The following is an 18,403-nucleotide window of genomic DNA, read 5'->3' on the forward strand; positions in this document are numbered from 1 at the left end:
AGTATTTTGTCGTGGCAATATGTTGTACTGTAACCAACAAATAGAATTTCTTGTCTATTCCAGACAAACCCAAAGGAGAATCGACTATGACAAAGAGAAGTTCAGCACTGGCTATACTTGTAGGATTAGCTTTACTATTAGGTGCTTGTACAGATGGCAACGCAGAGGCAGGCAAATCAGAAGTTGACGATGTGATCAAAGTAGTTTGGTATCCAAATGAGTCTGGATCGGATATGACATCATCTCGTGATGAAATTGGAGAAGCCATCGAACAAGCAACCGGTAAAGAAGTCGAACATCAGTTAACAACCGATTACGCCATTGCGATTGAAACCATGGTCAACAATAATGCGGATTTGGCATTTATGGGCGCGCAAGGCTATATTGAAGCCAAAAATGGCAATGATGCAATTGAACCTTTAGTCGTACCAACAGGAGAATCTGGCACGCTTGACGACGCGGTCTACCACAGTTGGTTAGCAGTCAATGCGGACAACCAAGAAGAGTTCATGGTGGATGGAGAATTCTCACTAGACACATTAGAGCAAAAAAAAATGTCCTTTGTTTCTAATAGCTCTACATCAGGGTTTGTTATCCCATCTTCTACCATCATCAATCATTTTGCTGACAAGCCGGGTTATGAAGACTTAGTAGCAGAAGATTTGATGGAAGGTGGTCCGTTGTTTTCTCAAGTGCTTTTTGGGAATTCTCACCAAGGCTCAGCTGTTAATTTACTAAACGACAGTGTAGAAGTGGCATCGTTTTGCGACACTTGTGCTGAAAATTACGTAGAAGTAACAGAAGGCGAAGCCAATAAAGTCGGTTCGATCTATAAAGTTAAAGACGATGCGACTGAACCATTTAACACAGTAGCAGGAAGTGAATTCGCATTGATGGATGTTATTCCTGTGCTCAATGCACCATTTGTAGCCAATTTAGACGTGATGGGTCAAGAAGATTACGATACGTTAAAAGAACTATTCAGTTCAGACGAAATTGCAAACAATGAAAAAATATTCGTTCCGGAAGAATCCGGAAAACCAGGATTGTTCTTCAAGTCAGCAAACGAACGATTTGTATCAGTTGAAGATGAGTGGTTTGATGCAATTCGTAAATTGTCGAAGTAACAACCAAAAGACAGCAGCGCATTCCTTCTACTGGGAATGCGCTGTCTGACAAACGAGGCGAGAAGGAGACGGTGAGCATGGCTTTATTGCAAATCAAAGATCTTGGTAAATCCTATAATCCCCATACGAAAATTCTTCAAGGGCTGAATTTTGAAGTGGAAGCTGGCGAATTTCTTTCTGTAATCGGACCTTCTGGTGCAGGAAAATCGACACTACTTCGATGCATTAACCGGATGGTGGAAATTGATGAAGGACAAGTTATTTTTAACGGTCAGAACGTAGGCGATTTGAATAAAAAAGAACTGCGAAAACTGCGTACTAACATGGGCATGATTTTTCAACATTATAATTTAGTGCCCCGTTTATCGGTCATTGAAAATGTATTGCATGGTCGCTTTGGCTATAAAACGACATTTCAAGGAGTATTGGGTCGATTTACAGAACAAGAAAAAGAACACGCTTTTTTCTTGTTGGAAAAGCTAGGCATTGAAGATCACGCCTATAAACGGTGCGATCAATTAAGTGGCGGTCAACAACAACGCGTCGGTATCGCGCGTTCACTGATTCAAGAACCAAAAATTGTCTTATGTGACGAACCGATTGCCTCACTCGATCCAAATGCCTCAAAAGTTATCATGGATCATTTAAAATCGATTACACAAGAACTCGGCATCACTTGTATCGTCAATCTTCACCAAGTTGAAATTGCCAAAAGTTATTCCGACCGAATCATTGGATTGAACAAAGGCGGAATCGTGTTTGATGGACCAAGTTACCGCTTACACCGAAGTCACACGGACATCATTTACGGTACTGAGACACAGACGAGCCCAGAAATCAGAGAATTGATTACGGTTTAAGGAGCAACTACAGTGAGTGAAAAAACAATAAAAGCCAATCGCAAATGGCACACAATCTTTTTTGTCTTTCTGATTGCTGTGATGACTTTTGCTTCTATCACAATTACCGACTTCAACATTTTTCATGGCATTGCGACTTTGCCAAAAGCCATCGCATGGATTTTCTCGAATATGTGGATTAGTCAGGAAACATGGGAACGCCTGCCAACCATTTTGGAGAAATTGCTGGAAACTGTTCTTGTATCGATTGCAGCCACGACTACAGGAACAGTCGTCGCATTCTTTTTAAGTCTGATGGGATCAAAAACGACAGGGAGGAGCACAATTTGGGGTGCATTTGCACGCTTTGTGGCATCTGTATCACGGAATATTCCAGTCGTGGCGTGGGCGCTAATTTTACTGCTGTCATTTGGACAAAACTCAATGACTGGATACTTGGCTTTGTTCGTAGGGTCTGTCGGATTTTTAACGAGAGCTTTTATCGAGTCCATAGACGAAGCGAGTCAAAGTGCTGTCGAGGCGTTACGCGCAACCGGGGCGACATATTTTCAAATTGTTTTTAAAGCGGTTGTGCCGCAATGTTTGCCCCAGCTGATCAGTTGGATCTTGTTTATGATTGAAACTAATATTCGCAGTGCGACCTTAGTAGGTATTTTAACGGGTACCGGCATTGGCTACACGTTCGACTTGTATTATAAAACGTTGAATTACAATGCTGTGGCTCTCGTTACCTTTAGCATCATTCTTGCGGTGATTGTCATCGAGCTGATGTCAAACTATATCAGGAAGGTGATTATTTAATGGAGGCAAGTACATACATAAAACGCGGAGCAAGTGGACGAATAGCCATCAAAATGGGAAGCAGACCCGAACGCATCATGAAATGGACGGTTACCACGCTTGTCATATTGACGGTCATTGCCTTTTTGCTATTTGACTACACAGGACTTGATTTGACGACAGCTATTCCAGAAACGCTTGATAACTTAAAAACAATGTTTTTGGAGCCGGCGCTTAGCCATTTCACATGGGGACAAGCCTTTTATCAACTAGGTGTCACGCTAGGACTGGCCTTTTTATCGACAATTCTTGGAGGAATTATTGCTTTTTTCCTAGCTTTGCTTGCAGCTGCCAATTTATCTAAGTCTTGGATTTCAAAAACAGTGCGTATCATGGTGGCTTTTATACGAGCGGTTCCTACGGTCCTGTGGGTATTAATCTTTGCCATTGCTGCAGGACTTGGTAGCGAGGCGGCCATACTTGGGATGTTGTTTCACTCGATTGCCTACTTGGTCAAAGCTTTTTCAGAAGCATTTGAAGAAGTAAATCAAGGTATTATTGAAGCCCTACGCGCAACAGGAGCTAATTGGTGGCATATCGTTATCCATGCCGTTTTGCCTTCAACTTTTACGTATTTACTGTCTTGGACGTTCCTCCGTTTTGAAATTAATTTCTCTATGGCTGTGGCTATGGGAGCAGCTGCAGGAGCGGGCGGCATTGGTTTCGAATTATTTATGGCTTCGGGATTCTATTTCGATTTACGTGAAGTAGGAATGATTACGTATATGGTGTTAATTTTCGCCATCATTTTGGAGGTTTTCTCAACAAAAATGAAAGACCGTTACTTCCCAGCTGCTAAATAAAAGAGATGAAAAGAAAGAGTAACTTAAAATAAAAAGTTGTAATGTTCAGACCATTAAGGTTTAATGAGGAGTGACAGAGTTTTCCAATCCAAGGAGGCAGAACAGATGAACTTAGCAGGAAAAGTGGCAATCGTAACAGGTGGCGCATCCGGAATTGGTTTGGCAACAGCGAAGGCATTTCTTGATAAAGGCGCAAAAGTAGTCATTGCGGATTTTAACGAAGAAGGCGGCAAGCAAGCACAACAGCAACTAGAACAAAGCGATGCTGAAATTGTGTTTGTTAAAGTGGATGTAGCAAGTGAAGAATCGGTTGAACAATTAGTCGCTACTACAGTCGAACGTTACGGCAGAGTTGACATCATGGTCAATAATGCAGGCATCGGTGTACTAGGTGTTACTCATGAGTTGACGTATGAAGACTATCATAAAGTCATCTCCATCAATCAAGACGGTGTCTTTTTCGGAGCCAAACATGCGATCAAAAACATGTTAGAACATGGGGATGGTGGGGTTATTATCAACACGTCTTCTATTTTAGGCTCTGTTGGAGAAGGTGGCGCTTTTGCCTACAACGCCTCAAAAGGGGCTGTAAACCTTATGACCAAATCGTTGGCATTGCAATACGCTGAACACAAAATTCGGGTTAATGCGGTTGCACCAGGTTATGTAGAATCAGGCATGGTTAGTAAAGAAGCTTTGGGTGATTTTTATGATGCTTTAGTGGATAAGCATCCTGTCGGTAGGCTCGGACAACCAGAAGAAATTGCACACGCGATTGTGTTCTTAGTTGAAAATGAATTTGTGACTGGCAGCACGTTAATGGTCGACGGTGGTTATACGACGCAGTAAATAAGCAAACCAAAAGAGCTGCCACGCGCGGCTTTTTTTTTATGTCTCTAATCGACAATCGGCTAAATGGAAAACCTATACGGGATAAAGTAAAATAAAACCACAAGCAACTTTTTTCCTTATAGACATAAAAAATGTAAGGAGTGATGGCATGATCCATGCAACAGAAACAGATAATCCTATTAATCGCGCAGTAGAGAACCCAAAAGCTTTTATTCGGAATGATCAATACAATTTTATCAAAGACCAAACAAAGATTTTAGTAGTAGGGCAGACGAGTGCAACTGATGCAGAAGTGTTGAGTGTATTGCGGCATCTTGCGCACGAAAAAGTCTTTAAACAATTTCCGATACTTACCGATCAACAAAAGAAAATTCTCAACCCACTGATACAAGTCAAGGAACTGAGCGATGCGGAATCATTTTTAGAACAGCTCCAGCCGTACATCGTGCCATTTAAAGCAGTTACTGCAGATAACGTGAAGAAATTATTTCCTAAAGCGAAAAAGCTAAAAGGGCCAAAGCTAGAAAATACGAACTTCTATAAAACTTCTTATCTTGCTTGGACAGAAAGTGCTAATCTGATGTATTTAGTAGCCGATTTAACAGATCAGCTGATTGGCGTTCAAGGAAGCTTTACGCGCAGTACAAAGCAAGGCATTTGCACCATCTGCAATAGTCATAGCCAAGTGGGGCTGTTCATCGCCAAAACGAAAACTTCAGGGTCAGAACAGTTTATCAAACGTGGCAATTATATTTGCCAAGACGCTGAAGTCTGTAACGGTCAGGTCAAAACACTAGACCGGCTAAATGACTTTGTTGGACAGTTTCAGAAATAGCGAAAGACAAAAAATCGCCCCTACAGTCGCAAAACGATGTTGGGGCGATTTTTTCATAGAGAACAAGCTATTAAAATGCATATTGGAACAACGCATAATAGAGAGGACCGAGCAATACGAGCATCAGCAGTCCAGAAAAAACGGTCATAGACAGAGTTCCAGCTTCAGCTTCTTCTTCAGTAAATCGGGCTTTGATAAAGAAGAAAAACAGCAAGTCCCACACGACCACTACAGCCAAAACAACTTGCCAGACAATGGGCGTAAAAATTTGAGAGTGCGTGACAAAGCCGAATAAGCCGATCCACGCAATAACTGTGAATGCCAGATCAATTAGAAAAACAGAACTTTTGTAGCCACCGTGAATGAAAAACCCAATCGTTGATGTGGCCAGAAAAGCAGCGTACATGTACCATAAAATTTCTACCATACTATTATTCCTTCTTTCATAGACATGTTACCCATTATAAAAGAAGGTGAAGAAAAATAAAATTCTTTCGCTTGAGATTTTTTAGACTGAAAAGGCAAGATTGAGGATGCATCTTCGGCTGGAGGGCTATAGAATAAGAAAAACAGTGAAAAGTTGAAGAAGATTAGCTGAATAAATCAGGAAACGAAAATTTAAGAATGGAGCGGAAGGAAGTGACATCATGGAGACACTGCCATTTTCTTTTGATGAAATGTGGGAGAAGGTTATAGCTTGTGACCGAAAGTATGATGGGCTTTTTTACACTGGGGTGAAAACGACCAAAATCTACTGCAGACCTTCTTGTCGTTCTCGAAAGCCTAAAAAGATCAATGTTGAATTTTATTCGACTATGGATAAAGCACAGGCAAAAGGATTTCGGGCTTGTAAAAGATGTCAACCTGAAACCGAATATTCTCCTGCCGAAGAGCTTACGCGTGAAGTGATGACTTACTTAACCAATCATTATAGAAAAAGCATCAGTCTACAGGAAGTAGCGGATTATGTCGGCATGAGTCCTTCTTATTTAGAGCGTGTATTTAAGCAGGAGACCCTCGAAACACCGCGCTCTTGTTTAGAGAAAATTCGAATCGACAAAGCGGTACAGCTATTGGTGTCTACAGATTTATCCAATCTTGATATATGCTTTAGTGTGGGATTTCAAAGTCCCTCTAATTTTTATAAAATATTCCGTAAGCTCAAAGCCCACTCGCCAAGTGAATTTCGCAAGCTGAGCGAGCCTGTTGCTTTATGATGAAAAAGCAGAGTGAGCTGTATATGGAAATTTCGACACCTGTTGATTTTAATTTTGTGGAATGTCTCGTTCATCTTGGCAGATCTTCACAAGAAAACTTGTACCGGGTTCAAAACGCTCGTGTGACAAAGGTGCTAAAGCTTAACAATGAACTCGTCTTGTTCCACATGACCCCAGTAAAGGGTGCTTTGCGCTTGGCGTTTCCGCTCGGAGCGCCGACTGCCACCAATAGCGAATTGGTTAGAGCTTACGTTGAGGATTGGTTTGATCTGCAGACGGATCTTCAGGATTTTTACGCAATGGCACAAATAGACTCCCTATTAAGTACATTGGTCCAGCAGTACCGAGGTTTACGAGTCATCGGTGTTCCAGACTTGTTTGAAGCCTTAGTATGGGCAGTTATGGGTCAACAAATCAATCTGACTTTCGCTTATACATTAAAGAAACGATTTGTTGAAAGTTATGGAGAGTCGTTGATTTATGAAGAGGAACGTTATTGGACCTTTCCAAGTCCCGAGAAAATTGCCTTATTGTCTGTTACTGACTTAAGAGCATTGCAACTAACTGGCCGAAAAGCAGAATACATTTTGGGCATTGCTTTAGCGATGACAAATGGTACGCTGAGCAAAGAGCAATTACTACAAGAACAGGACATGGAGCGTTCGTTACTGGAAATCCGAGGCATTGGCGCCTGGTCGGCCAACTATGTCATGATGAAATGCCTGCACAGCCAAACGGCTTTTCCGCTCGCAGATGTCGGCTTACACAACGCGTTAAAAGTTCAGTTGAACATGGAGCGAAAACCAACACAGGTAGAAATTACAAAATTTGCGGAAAAATGGCGAGGCTGGGAAGCCTATGCCACATTCTATTTATGGAGGTCTTTGTTATGAGCCACTTGCATCAGGTTGAATTTGAATCACCGATTGGCATCATCGAAATTGTTGGCACAGACGAGGCAATTCTGTCGATCTCGTTTAGCGAGAAAAGTGAAATTAACTATCCGATTTCTCCAGATAGCCCGCAAGTCATCACCGATTGCCAACAACAGTTGGAAGAATACTTTAAAGGGCAACGCATGAAATTCACGATTCCTTTTCTCTCTACAGGAACCGAATTCCAACGAAAAGTGTGGACTGCGTTAACCGATGTACCTTATGCGGAAACTGTCTCTTACGGCGCTATCGCCAAAGCGGTTGGCAGCGAGAAAGCGGTTCGAGCAGTAGGCAACGCCAACAGCAAAAACAAACTCAGTATTATCGTACCATGCCACCGAATTATTGGAGCAAACGGTAAACTGACGGGTTATGCTGGCACGTTGCCCCGAAAAGAATGGCTACTGGATCACGAGAAAGCCTATAAAGAAAATCAGTCTAAGTAACAATTAAAAAATGCCGAAGAAAAGTATTTCACTTTTCTTCGGCATTTTTATTTTAATGGTGTGTTTATTAATTCTTTACTGCTAATGCTTTTTTAGATTCGTTCAAGTCAACATCGACAGAAGAGACGTGGTAACGCTTTGTGTCATCTGTTTTAATAGAAACGTTTTTTCTATCAAACAACGAAACAGTTTCAATTTTTTTCAATTCGCCTGTTTGAATATTTTCTTCGTAGATGCGGTAACCGATAATCGCATCGTCACGAACGGCATGCCATGAAAGATTGAAATCCGTAGCGACAACATTTTCTGGAGACGCCGGCTGCTTGTCTGTCACACTAGAATCAGAAACCAATTCAGCTGTCACGACTAAACGTTCTTCGTGAGAGCCGATGTCGCGGTTGTAATCCCCTGTACAAGTAATTAAACTAAGCAGTCGTTTATCTGAGCTACCAAATATTTTTTCGATTGGTGCATCATCTGTTTCATAGCTGGTTAAATTTTTAACTTCGTAAATCATTTCACGGCCATCTGGACCTATTACTGTTACAGTTTCTCCGACTTTCACTTTATCGAGTTCATAAAAAACAGCTGGACCCGTTAAACTGTCAACATGTCCTGCTAAAACAGCGTGGCCTTTTGCGCCAGCTTTATAACCAGGCTCGAACCAGCCAACTTGATCTACATCTTCAGGAACTCCCATTTGGCCATTGTCTAAAATACCCGTTGACTCGATAGCTGCATCGACGCCGATTGAGGGAATTTTAATTTGAGAAGGTTCCATCCCCTGTATGCTTTGCTGACGTTCGCGTTGTAGCATTTGTAATTTTTCACGTTGTTCCGGAAGAATGGGGAACTCAGCAATCTTATCAACATAATTGCCTGTTACTTCTTCTTTCTTAGGAACTTCTTTTTTCTCTTCAATTTTTTTGACCTGCTCCATCTGCTCTTCAAAAGTCGGGCTAGCGGCCAAAGGTTTCAATAGGATAAACAAAGCAAGACATAAAATTACGGCTGTAGTTATAGTGACAAGCTGCTTCATTTGTCATTCCTCCTTTCCAATCGGGAAAAGAGAGAGCAATTCGCTCTCTCTGAAATTTTACTGCTGATTTTTTGTTTGGCGATAAGTAATTGTACCAGCTGCCAAAAGAATCAGTGTGCTTAATGTAATCCAAAGAATCATCGAGTTCGATTGGTTAGCCGTACCACCTAGTCCAGTGGCTGGCATTTGTTCAGGTGCAGTGTTTTCAAAGTTCTCAGGGAATTGATCAACAACTGCGCCACTCAATCCTTTACCGATATCGAACATAATTGCATAACCTGTACGGTATGTTTCGTAAGACATTTCGTAGTCACCCGATACGTATTGTTGGAACGTGTCGATAACTGAAGTTTCATGTGCTTTTACGCCTGCAATTGTTTCATCTAAAGGCATGCGATCTTCTGTTGCGCTGTTTAAGAATGTTCCAAGGTCCGTTGCAAATGTGTTAGTCAACGTAGCAGTCGCTTCGTCAGCAGCTTCTTTGTCGTCAGCTGCTACAGCGATAACAAGATCACCTTGAACGGAAATGTGTTGGTTGTTCCAAAGTTCAACAAATTGGTTGCTGGCTTCTTCACCATAAACAGAAGCAAGTGCTGCACGAAACTCTTCTGTGTTTTGATCCTGTGCCCAATCGGCAAAGTCAAAGTCTTCAGCACCATTATACCCTTTTGTCATGCTCAATTGTGCTAAAGCGAAATGCTCAGCAGCAATGCGGTTTACAGTGGAACGGAAATCACCAGCTGGTGTGTTTGGATCTGAAAACTGATCCGGGAACTGAGTCGAAATGGCACCACTGATAGCGCTTCCGGCTCCGAAGATTTGTGTAAAGCCATCTAGGTAAGACGTATAAGCCGCAACATAGTCGCCTTCTACGTAAAGATCAAATGTATTTTGGACAAAATCTTCGTGCTCGCGAAGAGCTGCAGTTGCGCCGTCTTCTGGAAGATTGCCTTCTGTCGCTGTGCCAAGAAATGCGCCCATGTCATCAACAAAAGATTGAATTTCGTCTAACGCTTCTTCTTTCATTGCGTCATCGCCATCTCTAACTGCCGCAGCGTAATCGTCTGTTCCTGTGTTGTGCTTATCAAAAATTTCCACAAATGCCGCTCCGCCTTCTTCACCGTATACAGAAGCAATCACCGGCTCCATGTCCGCTGCGTTCGCATCAAGCGCTGCAATTGCCGCTTCTGCTGCTCCGTCTTCATCGTAAATTTTCATCATCGAATCGACAGCCAATGCGTAATGCTCCGATAATAATGAGTCCAATGTTGCGCGAAGTTCCACGCCTGTCGTTTCAGTTGGGGACGCTTCAGCCGCCAATACGTTTGTTGCCATGCCTGGTATTAAAAGCGCTGCCCCTAATACAGGTACTAAGATTTTATTCCATTTCATAATAAAAACACTCCTCTTTTTTTAATCTGTTACAGACATAACGGAGAGGGTTTAAATTTAGATCACATGTTAGTTGAAAAATTAGCAGGGAATTTCGTTTCGACAGTAAATGGGGTGATTTGGACAGTATTCAGTCTCATTTGGACAGTATTTGACGCGAAACGGACAGTATTTGTTCTAATTCGGACAGTATATCCAATTAACTGGAAATAATGGTGCAAAAAAATGAAATTCTCTTGAAAAAAACACCCGAGGGCGGTTTTTATCACTATTTAGCGCGGATATCTTCAAAAGCATCTAGTATTTGAACGTCTTCTGGAGAAATAGTGAAATCCAATTGGCTATTTTCTAAGATGCGTTCTTCGTTTGTCGATTTCGGAAGGGGCAAGGTGTTTTTTTCTAAACAATAACGAATGCACAATTGCGCAGGCGTTACGTCATATTTTGTAGCCATTTTCTTGAGTTTAGGACTATCCAAAATTTGACCAGTCGCCAGCGGAGAATAAGCTTCGACCACCATATTATGCTTTGCACAAAACGCTAGCAAGCTCTTTTGAACGCGTCCGACATAAAACGGAATTTGATTCGCCATTGGCACAATTTCGCAAGCATCCATAAGTGCTTGAATATCGCTTTCCGCAAAATTGGAAACACCGATTGCGCGGATTTTGCCTTCTTTATAAAGCTTCTCCATCGCTTTCCACGATTCAATATTGCCTTCTGTGCAATCTTTGCCAATGTCATCCCAAGGCCACGGCGCATGAATCAAATAAAGATCTAAGAAATCCACGTCGAGATTTGAAACGGTTTCTTCAAAAGCCGCTAGAGTCGCTTCATATCCTTTTGTTTGGGCAGGTAGCTTACTAGTAATAAAAACGTTTTCCCGGGAAATATCAAAATCTTTAATCGCCTTGCCAACATTTTCTTCATTCTTATATGCTAACGCCGTATCAATATGCGTGTAGCCAGTTTTCAATGCAATCGTCACTGCACCGTAAGCTTCTTCGTTTGGAATTTGCCACGTACCAAAGCCGATATTGGGAACTGCAACCCCATTATGAAATGTGAAAACCTGATCGTTTGCCATTAAATAATTTCCTCCTTTTGATTTAGCAACTAGGTGTGGAATATAAGCTGTTTAAAAAAGTTATAAACAATAAAACAAGGCACCTCGATTTGTCGTCCAGGTGCCCAGTAGGTTTCATGTTGCGCAGGTTCTTTAGTTTTCATCAGAACTCTTAAGGAAATTTAACAACTCATTATTGAAACGCTCTGGTTCATCTGCGTTAATGCCATGGCCGCTGTCTTCGAAAGGAACGAGCACTGAGTTGGGGATTTGTTTGTCCATTTCTTCAGCCAGTTCGTAAGCACAGATCTGATCTTTTTTCCCGTGGAAAATAGCCGTTGGCACAGTAATGCCTGCTAACTCGTCGCGCAAGTCCTCATCTCTTAAGGCAATCGCGGATTTAATGGTTGAGTGAGCACCGGCTTCGAGTCCAAGCGTTTGGAACCAATGCAGAAATTCCGGTGACTTTTTCTGTTCAAAGAACATATCCGCGAATTGCCCAAGAAAGGCCGGACGATCTTCTTTAAGTTGGTCAATAATGCCGTCTACTTCTTCCGGCTTCAAGTTGTGTTTAAAATCATCGCGTTGCGTAAATAATGGAGCCGCTGCTGCTAATAGCATCAGTTTATCGACGCCTTGCTGCTTGAAATTTGTTAAGTAACGAATGGCAATCGGACCACCCATGGAAAATCCGGCAAGCACAAAATGATCAAGTTTCAAATAATCGACAACGGCTTTGACGTCGTTTGCTGCCATGTCGTAATCGTAGCTCGACCACGGCTTGTCTGATTTCCCGTAACCTCTCAGGTCAATGCCGATAAATCGAAATTTTTGCTCCGCAAGCACGCTTACTTGCGACTCAAATGCTTTGCTATTTAAAGGCCAGCCGTGAATAAAGACGACCGGTTGCCCCGATCCAATGTCTTCCACATAAACGTTTACGCCATCTTCCACTTCAATATAATGTCCCACCAAATTCTCCTCCTTTAATGTAAAACAGTATTAATGTAGTGCTTCCCTTTGTTGCACTAAAGTAAACTACTGGAAATTGAGAGATTGTCGGAGAATCCTTTTATACAAATCAAAGTCATAATTTAATCGTCACGACCATTTGGTTTGCTGAGACATTAGAGGGGTAAGCTAGTAGTAGAAAATACAGATTCATAAGGAGGCAATCATGGACTATATCTATTTGGGGAATTCAGGCTTGCGGGTTCCGAAGTACATACTTGGAACGGTTCCTTTTAGCGGGACAAATGGCTTTGACGCTGCAGGCAATATCGACGAAAAAACAGCACGGCGCATGGTAGACATGTCACTTGAGGCCGGCATCAACATGTTTGATACTGCCAATTTGTATTCAAAAGGCGATGCAGAGCGCGTGTTGGGGTCAGCCATTAAAGGGCGCCGTGACGAATTATTGCTGACATCGAAAACAGGCTTTCCACTCGGAGAAAACCCTAACGCAAGAGGAGCTTCAAGAAGCAATATTTTAACATCTATCGACCAATCACTTGAGCGGTTAGGTACAGATTATCTTGATGTCTATTTTGTTCATTTGTGGGATGGGCAAACGCCGGTCGAAGAAACAGTCGAAACCATGACAAGTATCGTCAAATCCGGCAAAATTCGCCATTGGGGCGTATCAAACTATAGCGGCTGGGCACTGGCGCGAACGTTTACGGTTGCAGAGCGATCTGGCTTTATTCCACCCATTACCCAACAAATTTACTACACACCAGAAGCACGAGAAGCAGAATACGAACTACTTCCCGCAGGCAGTGAGCTTGGCATTGGCTCAATGATCTGGAGTCCACTCGGTGAAGGACTGCTAAACGGCAAAATTGGCCGCAACAAACAAGCACCGGCGAATAGACGTCAAGGAGCTGGATGGCCAGAACCGTGGGTGCAAAATCAGGAACGGCTCTACCAAGTAATCGATGCGTTAGAAAGAGTCGCAGCCAATCACAATGCGTCAGTGCCGCAAATTGCTTATGCATGGGTCCGGGACCGGCCAAATGTCGGTCCGATTGTCATCGCTGCGCGCAACGAAGAACAGCTAAAAGAGAACATTGCTTCTTTTGAAATTCAACTAACACAAGAAGAGCATGACCGCATTGAATCGGTGGCACGACCAGCTCCACTTTATCCGAACTGGCACCGCGCCATGAATTCGTTTGACATGGGCAGCCCGTCTGAAAAAACGTATTTAGCAGGGTATAAACAATCGTTGGGCATTGATGACTAATCCGTAGGTTTAATAAAGAAGAGACGTGGGAATTCTTATATTATAATGAGTACCCCAAAAGACTGCCAGGTCATAAAAAACTGGCAGTCTTTGTTGCGTTAATTGATGATGTGTCGTTATTTTTTGTCTAACGAGTTGAATGAAAAGTAATGTTTCTAAGACCATGTAGTCATTTCACCACTTTATATCAATGGCTGAAAAGATCTCGTTCGCTAGTAACTGCTATGATTCGGACAGTATTCAGTCCCATTCGGACAGTATTTGAGCAAAATCAGACAGTATTTCTATTAAATCGGACAGTATACCCAAATAACTGGAAATGACGAGCGGAAGATAAGTAAAAAATATTGATGTCAATGGGATTTCTCAGTATACGAAGTCTCTGATAATAAAACCTCGAGAAAATCCGAAACTTCTCTTTATTCGACTCGTAAATACAGGTACAGGAAATAAAAGGAGGCATTATTTTGTGGCCAATCGTATTTACGTTACTAGCAGTCGCAGCATTAAGCATCTCAATCAATAAAATCATCAAAACGAAAGAGACAACCCATACAGACCCTAAAAGTAGAGTGACAGCGATTTGTTTTTTACTAATCAGTATCGTTAACTTAGTCGGCTATTGGTTAAATTTTCTCGGTGTTATCACTATGGCGCTCACCCTAGCATTGCTAATCACTGGTGCTTACTTTGTTCGCTATATGCAAACAGATCATCGAGAAAATCATTTGGGGAAGGAGTGAAATCATGCCAACTTGTGAAAATTGTGGTCAAAAATGGCCGTGGAAAACGGGGGTGAAAAATACAGTCAAGTTTCGCAATAAAGCCAAGTGTCCTTATTGCGAAAAGACCCAATACCCCATACCCAAGTCGAGAAAGCTAACCGCCATTTCTAGTTACATGCCAGCATTGCTCATTATCGCATTAACGCTAATTTTAGACCTTGATGGCTTAGGCATTTTCTTTCTTGCAATCGCGTTAATGCTCGTGTTTTTAGGGGTGTATCCATTTATGATGAAACTTTCGAATGACGACCCTATGTCGACTTATAAAATGTAGGGGTTATACTCACTGTTTTGTTTAGTAGAGTGTACATAAGAGAAAACTTATTAAAGCGATGCAATTTTTGAAAACTATAAATCAGGAGGCGCAATCCTTATGGACGAAAAAACACGTAAAAAAACAATGCTGTTCTCCATCTTGAATTTGATTTTTTATTTCCTAACCTTAGGGGTAAATTATCTTGGGTCGTCTGGATTTTTTAATGGCATGAGTCAAAAGGATTTATCAGACAAGTATATGACGCTCATCTCACCGGCACCTTTCACGTTTTCGATTTGGGGCGTGATTTATACGCTACTTCTAGTGACATTGGTTTATTTCTTTATTAAACGAAAAGATCAACATGTAGGTAAACTCATTCGACTGGTATCGCCCTTATTTATTGCCAGTGCAGTATTCAATATGGCGTGGATTATCGTGTTCTCCTACGAATTACTTGGACTTTCAACTTTACTGATTTTGGGATTGCTGTTTTCATTGATCTTGATCGTCAAAAAGATCACGAACAATCGCTCTCAATTTCCGAGTACGCTGGCAGGCATCAGTTTTACCCTTTACAGCTCATGGGTTTTTATCGCGACAATCGTTAACTCGTCGTTATTTTTAGTCCAACAAGAGTGGGGCGGATTCGGTCTATCCGACTCCATTTGGACAATCATCATTTTGTTTGTTGCTATTGGATTTGTGTTCTACTACTTGGCTCTATACAAAAACGCCGCATTTCCACTTCCAATCGCATGGGCTTTCTTTGGTATCTATAGCGCGTACGCGAGCGGGGTATTAGACGCATCGATGATAACAACGATTCAAGCAGTTTTAGTGGCTGGAATCGTCTTATTGTTGATTTCCAGCATATGGACATTTTTCACAAACGACAAAAGGCTTTTTCCGAGAACAACAAGTTAATAAAAGTAGTTAAATGAGAACAGCCACAAAGTCTCCTTCGAAGAGATTTTGTGGCTGTTTTAATTTATCTCTCTACAACCGTTCTTTCGGTAAAAGATTGGGTAGTAACTTTTTCGAGATTATTGATTTTAATAAGGAGGCTATTTCACAACTTTAAATTTATCTCGTGAAAATTTGATTCGCTAGTAAATAGCGTGATTTGGACAGTATTCATCCCCATTCGGACAGTATTGGGTCCAAAACGGACAGTATTTCTACTACACTCGACAGTATATCCAAATAAATGGGGATTATTCGAGTGGAATAAGTGGAAAGCATTGATTTCAAAAGAGTTTCACACCACATACGAAATCTATGGCGATAAAACCTCTACAAAATCCGGAATTTCTCTTCATTCCGCTCGTAATTACGAAAAAAGGATGAACTATTTTGTGGCCAATCGTAGTTACGCTACTAGCAGTTGTAGAATTAGGCATCTTGTTCAATAAAATCATAAAAATAATGGAAGATGACAAAACCTGTGGGAACAAAATAGCACTGAATTTAGCGCTATTTTAAAGTTCTAAATTCAGTGCTTTTTTTATATTGAAATAAAGAAGTAACCCTATATGTTCTTCACACTCCCTTAACAATCTTTACGAATCGTTAGTAAAGACTCCATACTGGCTCAATGTTTGTTCGTTATGGTTATTAGTGTAATCAAACAAAAACAAACAAAAACAAATAGGGGGTTTCATAATGGTCTTTAAGCAAATTTTAAAAAAGAGTGTGTTGGGAATTATGGCAGTAAGTGTATTGGCGGCATGCTCTGGTGATAAAGAAAGTGTAAGTGCACAAGTTGATGGAAATTCCTTAACGAAAGAAGAAGTCATCGAAAAAGCAAAAGTAGAAGGCGAAGTAAATTCTGTCGGCATGCCTGACACATGGGCAAACTGGGTAGAAACGTGGAGTGAAATAGAAACTGAGTTTGACATAACTCATACCGATACAGATATGTCGAGTGCAGAAGAATTGGCAAAGTTCGAAGCGGAAAAAGACAATGCTTCTGCTGATATTGGCGATGTCGGAGTCGCATTTGGACCGATTGCTGAAGAAAAAGGATTGACGCAAGCGTATAAAACAAGTTACTGGGAGGATATTCCGGAATGGGCAAAAGATGATGAAGGGCATTGGATCGTTGGCTATACCGGAACGATGGCATTCCTAACCGATACCAACAATGTTGAAAATCCCCCGAAATCTTGGGAAGACCTTAAAAACGGTGAATATATCGTAAGCATTGGTGATGCCTTAACGGCAAATCAAGCACAATTTGCTATTTTAGGGGCAGCAATGGCTTTTGGTGGAGATGAAAATAATCTGCAACCAGGCATCGACTTTTTTGCGGAATTGGCGGAACAAGGACGTTTGCAAGGAGATCCAACAGTCGCAAACCTTGAAAAAGGCGAGATTGATGTTGCCATCATGTGGGATTTCAATGCATTAGGCTATAGCAATCAAATCGATGAATCCCGATTTGATATTGTCATTCCTGAAGAAGGATCCATTATGTCAGGTTACGCTACAGTAATTAACAAGTATGCTCAAAATCCTCATGCTGCGATGTTGGCAAGAGAGTATATTCTGTCAGATGAAGGACAAGAAAATTTAGCAAAGGGCTATGCTCGTCCTATTCGTGAAAATGTAGAACTTTCATCAGAAGTAAAAGCAATGCTATTACCGGATGAAATGTATACCAACACACAGCCAGTTAAAGACCAAGCGGCTTGGGAAGAAGCAACCAAGAATATTCCTCAAATGTGGCAAGAACAGGTATTAATCCATGGCAACTAATCGCGTGGTTCTGATTGTTATAGATGCTCTACGGTTTGATACGGCTTGTAGCCATATGGGTTATTTACAACATTTAGTAGAACATGAAAAAGCTGCGCGTTATAAAGTGCGCTCAGAAGTTCCATCACTTTCCAGGCCTTTATACGAAACCATTTTGACAGGTACACCTCCTATCGTCCATGGGGTTAACAGCAATCGAACGGTACGGTTATCCACGCAACAAAGTTTATTCCATTTGGCGAAAGACGGCGGGAAAACTACTGCCGCTGCCGCCTATCATTGGATAAGTGAATTGTATAATTCCGCTCCTTTCAATGAAATTCAAGATCGCATTCAACTAGATACGGAATTGCCGATTGAAAATGGATTTTTTTACTTTGAAGATCATTACCCCGATAGCCATTTGTTTGCGGAAGCCTCGTGGCTCATGGAAAAAAAACAACCTGATTTTCTTTATATTCACCCGATGAACGTAGATGATGACGGTCACAAATTTACTGCAGATTCAAAAGAATACCGGAATCGGGTACTTGCTGTGGATGCATTGCTATCAACGTTTATCCCGTTGTGCAAAGAAAGAGGGTACGACATTATTATTACGGCGGATCATGGAATGACGGCAGATGGCAATCATGGCGGAAATACAGCGGAAGATCGCCATGTGCCATTGTTTATTGTCTCAGAAAAAATAACTGCGGGAATATCTGATGAACTCGTTTCACAATTGATGATTGCGCCGCTAGTCTGTCAGTTATTAGAAATCGAACCGTCAAAAGCTATGTTGCCGCTACAGCTAGAGGAATGTCAGCGGGCTTAACGAGCAGTACTTGAGAGGATTCCTAAATATAGAAAAAAGTAAAATGACAATTTTAATGGAAGCAGTGATCATTTGACACCTAAAAATAAATCCTTATTTTTACTTATTCCGTTCATGCTATTAAT

Annotated in this window: 20 protein-coding genes; 15 read left to right on the plus strand and 5 right to left on the minus strand. The window is 41.5% G+C overall.

The window, feature by feature from the left end:
• The first annotated feature begins 86 nt into the window (after positions 1-86).
• From AUO94_RS09785 to AUO94_RS09810, 6 genes are all read left to right on the plus strand, one after another.
• A complete protein-coding gene (locus AUO94_RS09785) occupies positions 87-1,127 on the plus strand; it encodes a PhnD/SsuA/transferrin family substrate-binding protein (RefSeq protein WP_058384036.1) in 1,041 nt (346 codons plus the stop codon).
• Positions 1,128-1,204: 77 nt separating this feature from the next.
• Complete coding sequence (phnC, locus tag AUO94_RS09790) at positions 1,205-1,987, plus strand: phosphonate ABC transporter ATP-binding protein (protein ID WP_058384037.1); 783 nt, start codon at positions 1,205-1,207, stop codon at positions 1,985-1,987.
• 12 nt (positions 1,988-1,999) lie between these two features.
• Positions 2,000-2,788 (plus strand): phosphonate ABC transporter, permease protein PhnE, encoded by a 789-nt coding sequence (gene phnE, locus AUO94_RS09795; RefSeq protein WP_058384038.1) that lies wholly within the window; start codon positions 2,000-2,002, stop codon positions 2,786-2,788.
• Entirely contained in the window at positions 2,788-3,630 is an 843-nt protein-coding gene (locus AUO94_RS09800) for an ABC transporter permease subunit (RefSeq protein WP_058384039.1), read from the plus strand. Before phnE ends, AUO94_RS09800 begins: the two co-directional genes overlap by 1 nt.
• A 105-nt stretch (positions 3,631-3,735) precedes the next feature.
• Positions 3,736-4,479: an SDR family NAD(P)-dependent oxidoreductase gene (locus AUO94_RS09805; RefSeq protein WP_058384040.1), complete on the plus strand. Its 744-nt coding sequence runs from the start codon at positions 3,736-3,738 to the stop codon at positions 4,477-4,479.
• Positions 4,480-4,630: 151 nt separating this feature from the next.
• Positions 4,631-5,317 carry a FusB/FusC family EF-G-binding protein gene (locus AUO94_RS09810; protein ID WP_058384041.1) on the plus strand — a complete coding sequence of 229 codons (687 nt, stop codon included), beginning with the start codon at positions 4,631-4,633 and terminating at the stop codon, positions 5,315-5,317.
• Between the two features lie 70 nt (positions 5,318-5,387).
• Here AUO94_RS09810 and AUO94_RS09815 read toward each other — a convergent pair whose 3' ends face one another.
• Positions 5,388-5,744, minus strand: a complete 357-nt coding sequence (locus AUO94_RS09815; RefSeq protein WP_058384042.1) for a hypothetical protein — start codon at positions 5,742-5,744, stop codon at positions 5,388-5,390.
• Between the two features lie 220 nt (positions 5,745-5,964).
• Between AUO94_RS09815 and AUO94_RS09820 the strand changes: the two genes are divergently transcribed.
• Genes AUO94_RS09820 through AUO94_RS09830 form a run of 3 tightly spaced genes read left to right on the plus strand, consistent with a single transcriptional unit; the run spans position 5,965 to position 7,915 of the window.
• A complete protein-coding gene (locus AUO94_RS09820) occupies positions 5,965-6,534 on the plus strand; it encodes a bifunctional transcriptional activator/DNA repair enzyme AdaA (protein WP_058384043.1) in 570 nt (189 codons plus the stop codon).
• A complete protein-coding gene (locus AUO94_RS09825) occupies positions 6,531-7,427 on the plus strand; it encodes a DNA-3-methyladenine glycosylase family protein (RefSeq protein WP_058384044.1) in 897 nt (298 codons plus the stop codon). Before AUO94_RS09820 ends, AUO94_RS09825 begins: the two co-directional genes overlap by 4 nt.
• Complete coding sequence (locus tag AUO94_RS09830) at positions 7,424-7,915, plus strand: methylated-DNA--[protein]-cysteine S-methyltransferase (protein ID WP_058384045.1); 492 nt, start codon at positions 7,424-7,426, stop codon at positions 7,913-7,915. Before AUO94_RS09825 ends, AUO94_RS09830 begins: the two co-directional genes overlap by 4 nt.
• 67 nt (positions 7,916-7,982) lie before the next feature.
• Here AUO94_RS09830 and AUO94_RS09835 read toward each other — a convergent pair whose 3' ends face one another.
• From AUO94_RS09835 to AUO94_RS09850, 4 genes are all read right to left on the minus strand, one after another.
• Positions 7,983-8,954 (minus strand): class F sortase, encoded by a 972-nt coding sequence (locus tag AUO94_RS09835; RefSeq protein WP_058384046.1) that lies wholly within the window; start codon positions 8,952-8,954, stop codon positions 7,983-7,985.
• A gap of 57 nt (positions 8,955-9,011) precedes the next feature.
• Positions 9,012-10,346 (minus strand): hypothetical protein, encoded by a 1,335-nt coding sequence (locus AUO94_RS09840; RefSeq protein ID WP_058384047.1) that lies wholly within the window; start codon positions 10,344-10,346, stop codon positions 9,012-9,014.
• A 268-nt stretch (positions 10,347-10,614) separates the two neighbouring features.
• Positions 10,615-11,433, minus strand: a complete 819-nt coding sequence (locus AUO94_RS09845; RefSeq protein WP_058384048.1) for an aldo/keto reductase — start codon at positions 11,431-11,433, stop codon at positions 10,615-10,617.
• 132 nt (positions 11,434-11,565) lie between these two features.
• Complete coding sequence (locus AUO94_RS09850) at positions 11,566-12,384, minus strand: alpha/beta fold hydrolase (protein ID WP_058384049.1); 819 nt, start codon at positions 12,382-12,384, stop codon at positions 11,566-11,568.
• A 205-nt stretch (positions 12,385-12,589) separates the two neighbouring features.
• Between AUO94_RS09850 and AUO94_RS09855 the strand changes: the two genes are divergently transcribed.
• The 6 genes from AUO94_RS09855 (at position 12,590) to AUO94_RS09880 (ending at position 18,278) form a co-directional block, all read left to right on the plus strand.
• Positions 12,590-13,660 carry an aldo/keto reductase gene (locus tag AUO94_RS09855; protein WP_058384050.1) on the plus strand — a complete coding sequence of 357 codons (1,071 nt, stop codon included), beginning with the start codon at positions 12,590-12,592 and terminating at the stop codon, positions 13,658-13,660.
• A gap of 467 nt (positions 13,661-14,127) precedes the next feature.
• The gene (locus tag AUO94_RS09860) at positions 14,128-14,403 is read left to right on the plus strand and encodes a hypothetical protein (protein WP_058384051.1); all 276 of its coding nucleotides are present in this window, start codon (positions 14,128-14,130) and stop codon (positions 14,401-14,403) included.
• Positions 14,404-14,407: 4 nt separating this feature from the next.
• Entirely contained in the window at positions 14,408-14,719 is a 312-nt protein-coding gene (locus tag AUO94_RS09865; protein ID WP_058384052.1) for a TIGR04104 family putative zinc finger protein, read from the plus strand.
• A gap of 99 nt (positions 14,720-14,818) precedes the next feature.
• Complete coding sequence (locus AUO94_RS09870; protein ID WP_058384053.1) at positions 14,819-15,628, plus strand: hypothetical protein; 810 nt, start codon at positions 14,819-14,821, stop codon at positions 15,626-15,628.
• A 738-nt stretch (positions 15,629-16,366) separates the two neighbouring features.
• The gene (locus tag AUO94_RS09875) at positions 16,367-17,461 is read left to right on the plus strand and encodes an ABC transporter substrate-binding protein (RefSeq protein WP_058384054.1); all 1,095 of its coding nucleotides are present in this window, start codon (positions 16,367-16,369) and stop codon (positions 17,459-17,461) included.
• Positions 17,451-18,278 (plus strand): alkaline phosphatase family protein, encoded by an 828-nt coding sequence (locus AUO94_RS09880; RefSeq protein ID WP_058384055.1) that lies wholly within the window; start codon positions 17,451-17,453, stop codon positions 18,276-18,278. The genes AUO94_RS09875 and AUO94_RS09880 overlap by 11 nt, the downstream gene beginning before the upstream one ends.
• The last annotated feature ends 125 nt before the right edge of the window (positions 18,279-18,403 follow it).

Origin of the sequence: Planococcus kocurii (assembly GCF_001465835.2) — a bacterium.
In the GTDB taxonomy this organism is placed as follows: Bacteria; Bacillota; Bacilli; order Bacillales_A; family Planococcaceae; genus Planococcus; species Planococcus kocurii.

Bases quoted from the DNA above. Each gene is read 5' to 3' on its own strand.
- AUO94_RS09785 (WP_058384036.1), top strand. From the start codon at position 87: ATGACAAAGAGAAGTTCAGCACTGGCTATACTTGTAGGATTAGCTTTA.
- phnC (WP_058384037.1), top strand. From the start codon at position 1,205: ATGGCTTTATTGCAAATCAAAGATCTTGGTAAATCCTATAATCCCCAT.
- AUO94_RS09800 (WP_058384039.1), top strand. From the start codon at position 2,788: ATGGAGGCAAGTACATACATAAAACGCGGAGCAAGTGGACGAATAGCC.
- AUO94_RS09805 (WP_058384040.1), top strand. From the start codon at position 3,736: ATGAACTTAGCAGGAAAAGTGGCAATCGTAACAGGTGGCGCATCCGGA.
- AUO94_RS09810 (WP_058384041.1), top strand. From the start codon at position 4,631: ATGATCCATGCAACAGAAACAGATAATCCTATTAATCGCGCAGTAGAG.
- AUO94_RS09815 (WP_058384042.1), bottom strand. From the start codon at position 5,744: ATGGTAGAAATTTTATGGTACATGTACGCTGCTTTTCTGGCCACATCA.
- AUO94_RS09820 (WP_058384043.1), top strand. From the start codon at position 5,965: ATGGAGACACTGCCATTTTCTTTTGATGAAATGTGGGAGAAGGTTATA.
- AUO94_RS09825 (WP_058384044.1), top strand. From the start codon at position 6,531: ATGATGAAAAAGCAGAGTGAGCTGTATATGGAAATTTCGACACCTGTT.
- AUO94_RS09830 (WP_058384045.1), top strand. From the start codon at position 7,424: ATGAGCCACTTGCATCAGGTTGAATTTGAATCACCGATTGGCATCATC.
- AUO94_RS09835 (WP_058384046.1), bottom strand. From the start codon at position 8,954: ATGAAGCAGCTTGTCACTATAACTACAGCCGTAATTTTATGTCTTGCT.
- AUO94_RS09840 (WP_058384047.1), bottom strand. From the start codon at position 10,346: ATGAAATGGAATAAAATCTTAGTACCTGTATTAGGGGCAGCGCTTTTA.
- AUO94_RS09845 (WP_058384048.1), bottom strand. From the start codon at position 11,433: ATGGCAAACGATCAGGTTTTCACATTTCATAATGGGGTTGCAGTTCCC.
- AUO94_RS09855 (WP_058384050.1), top strand. From the start codon at position 12,590: ATGGACTATATCTATTTGGGGAATTCAGGCTTGCGGGTTCCGAAGTAC.
- AUO94_RS09865 (WP_058384052.1), top strand. From the start codon at position 14,408: ATGCCAACTTGTGAAAATTGTGGTCAAAAATGGCCGTGGAAAACGGGG.
- AUO94_RS09870 (WP_058384053.1), top strand. From the start codon at position 14,819: ATGGACGAAAAAACACGTAAAAAAACAATGCTGTTCTCCATCTTGAAT.
- AUO94_RS09875 (WP_058384054.1), top strand. From the start codon at position 16,367: ATGGTCTTTAAGCAAATTTTAAAAAAGAGTGTGTTGGGAATTATGGCA.
- AUO94_RS09880 (WP_058384055.1), top strand. From the start codon at position 17,451: ATGGCAACTAATCGCGTGGTTCTGATTGTTATAGATGCTCTACGGTTT.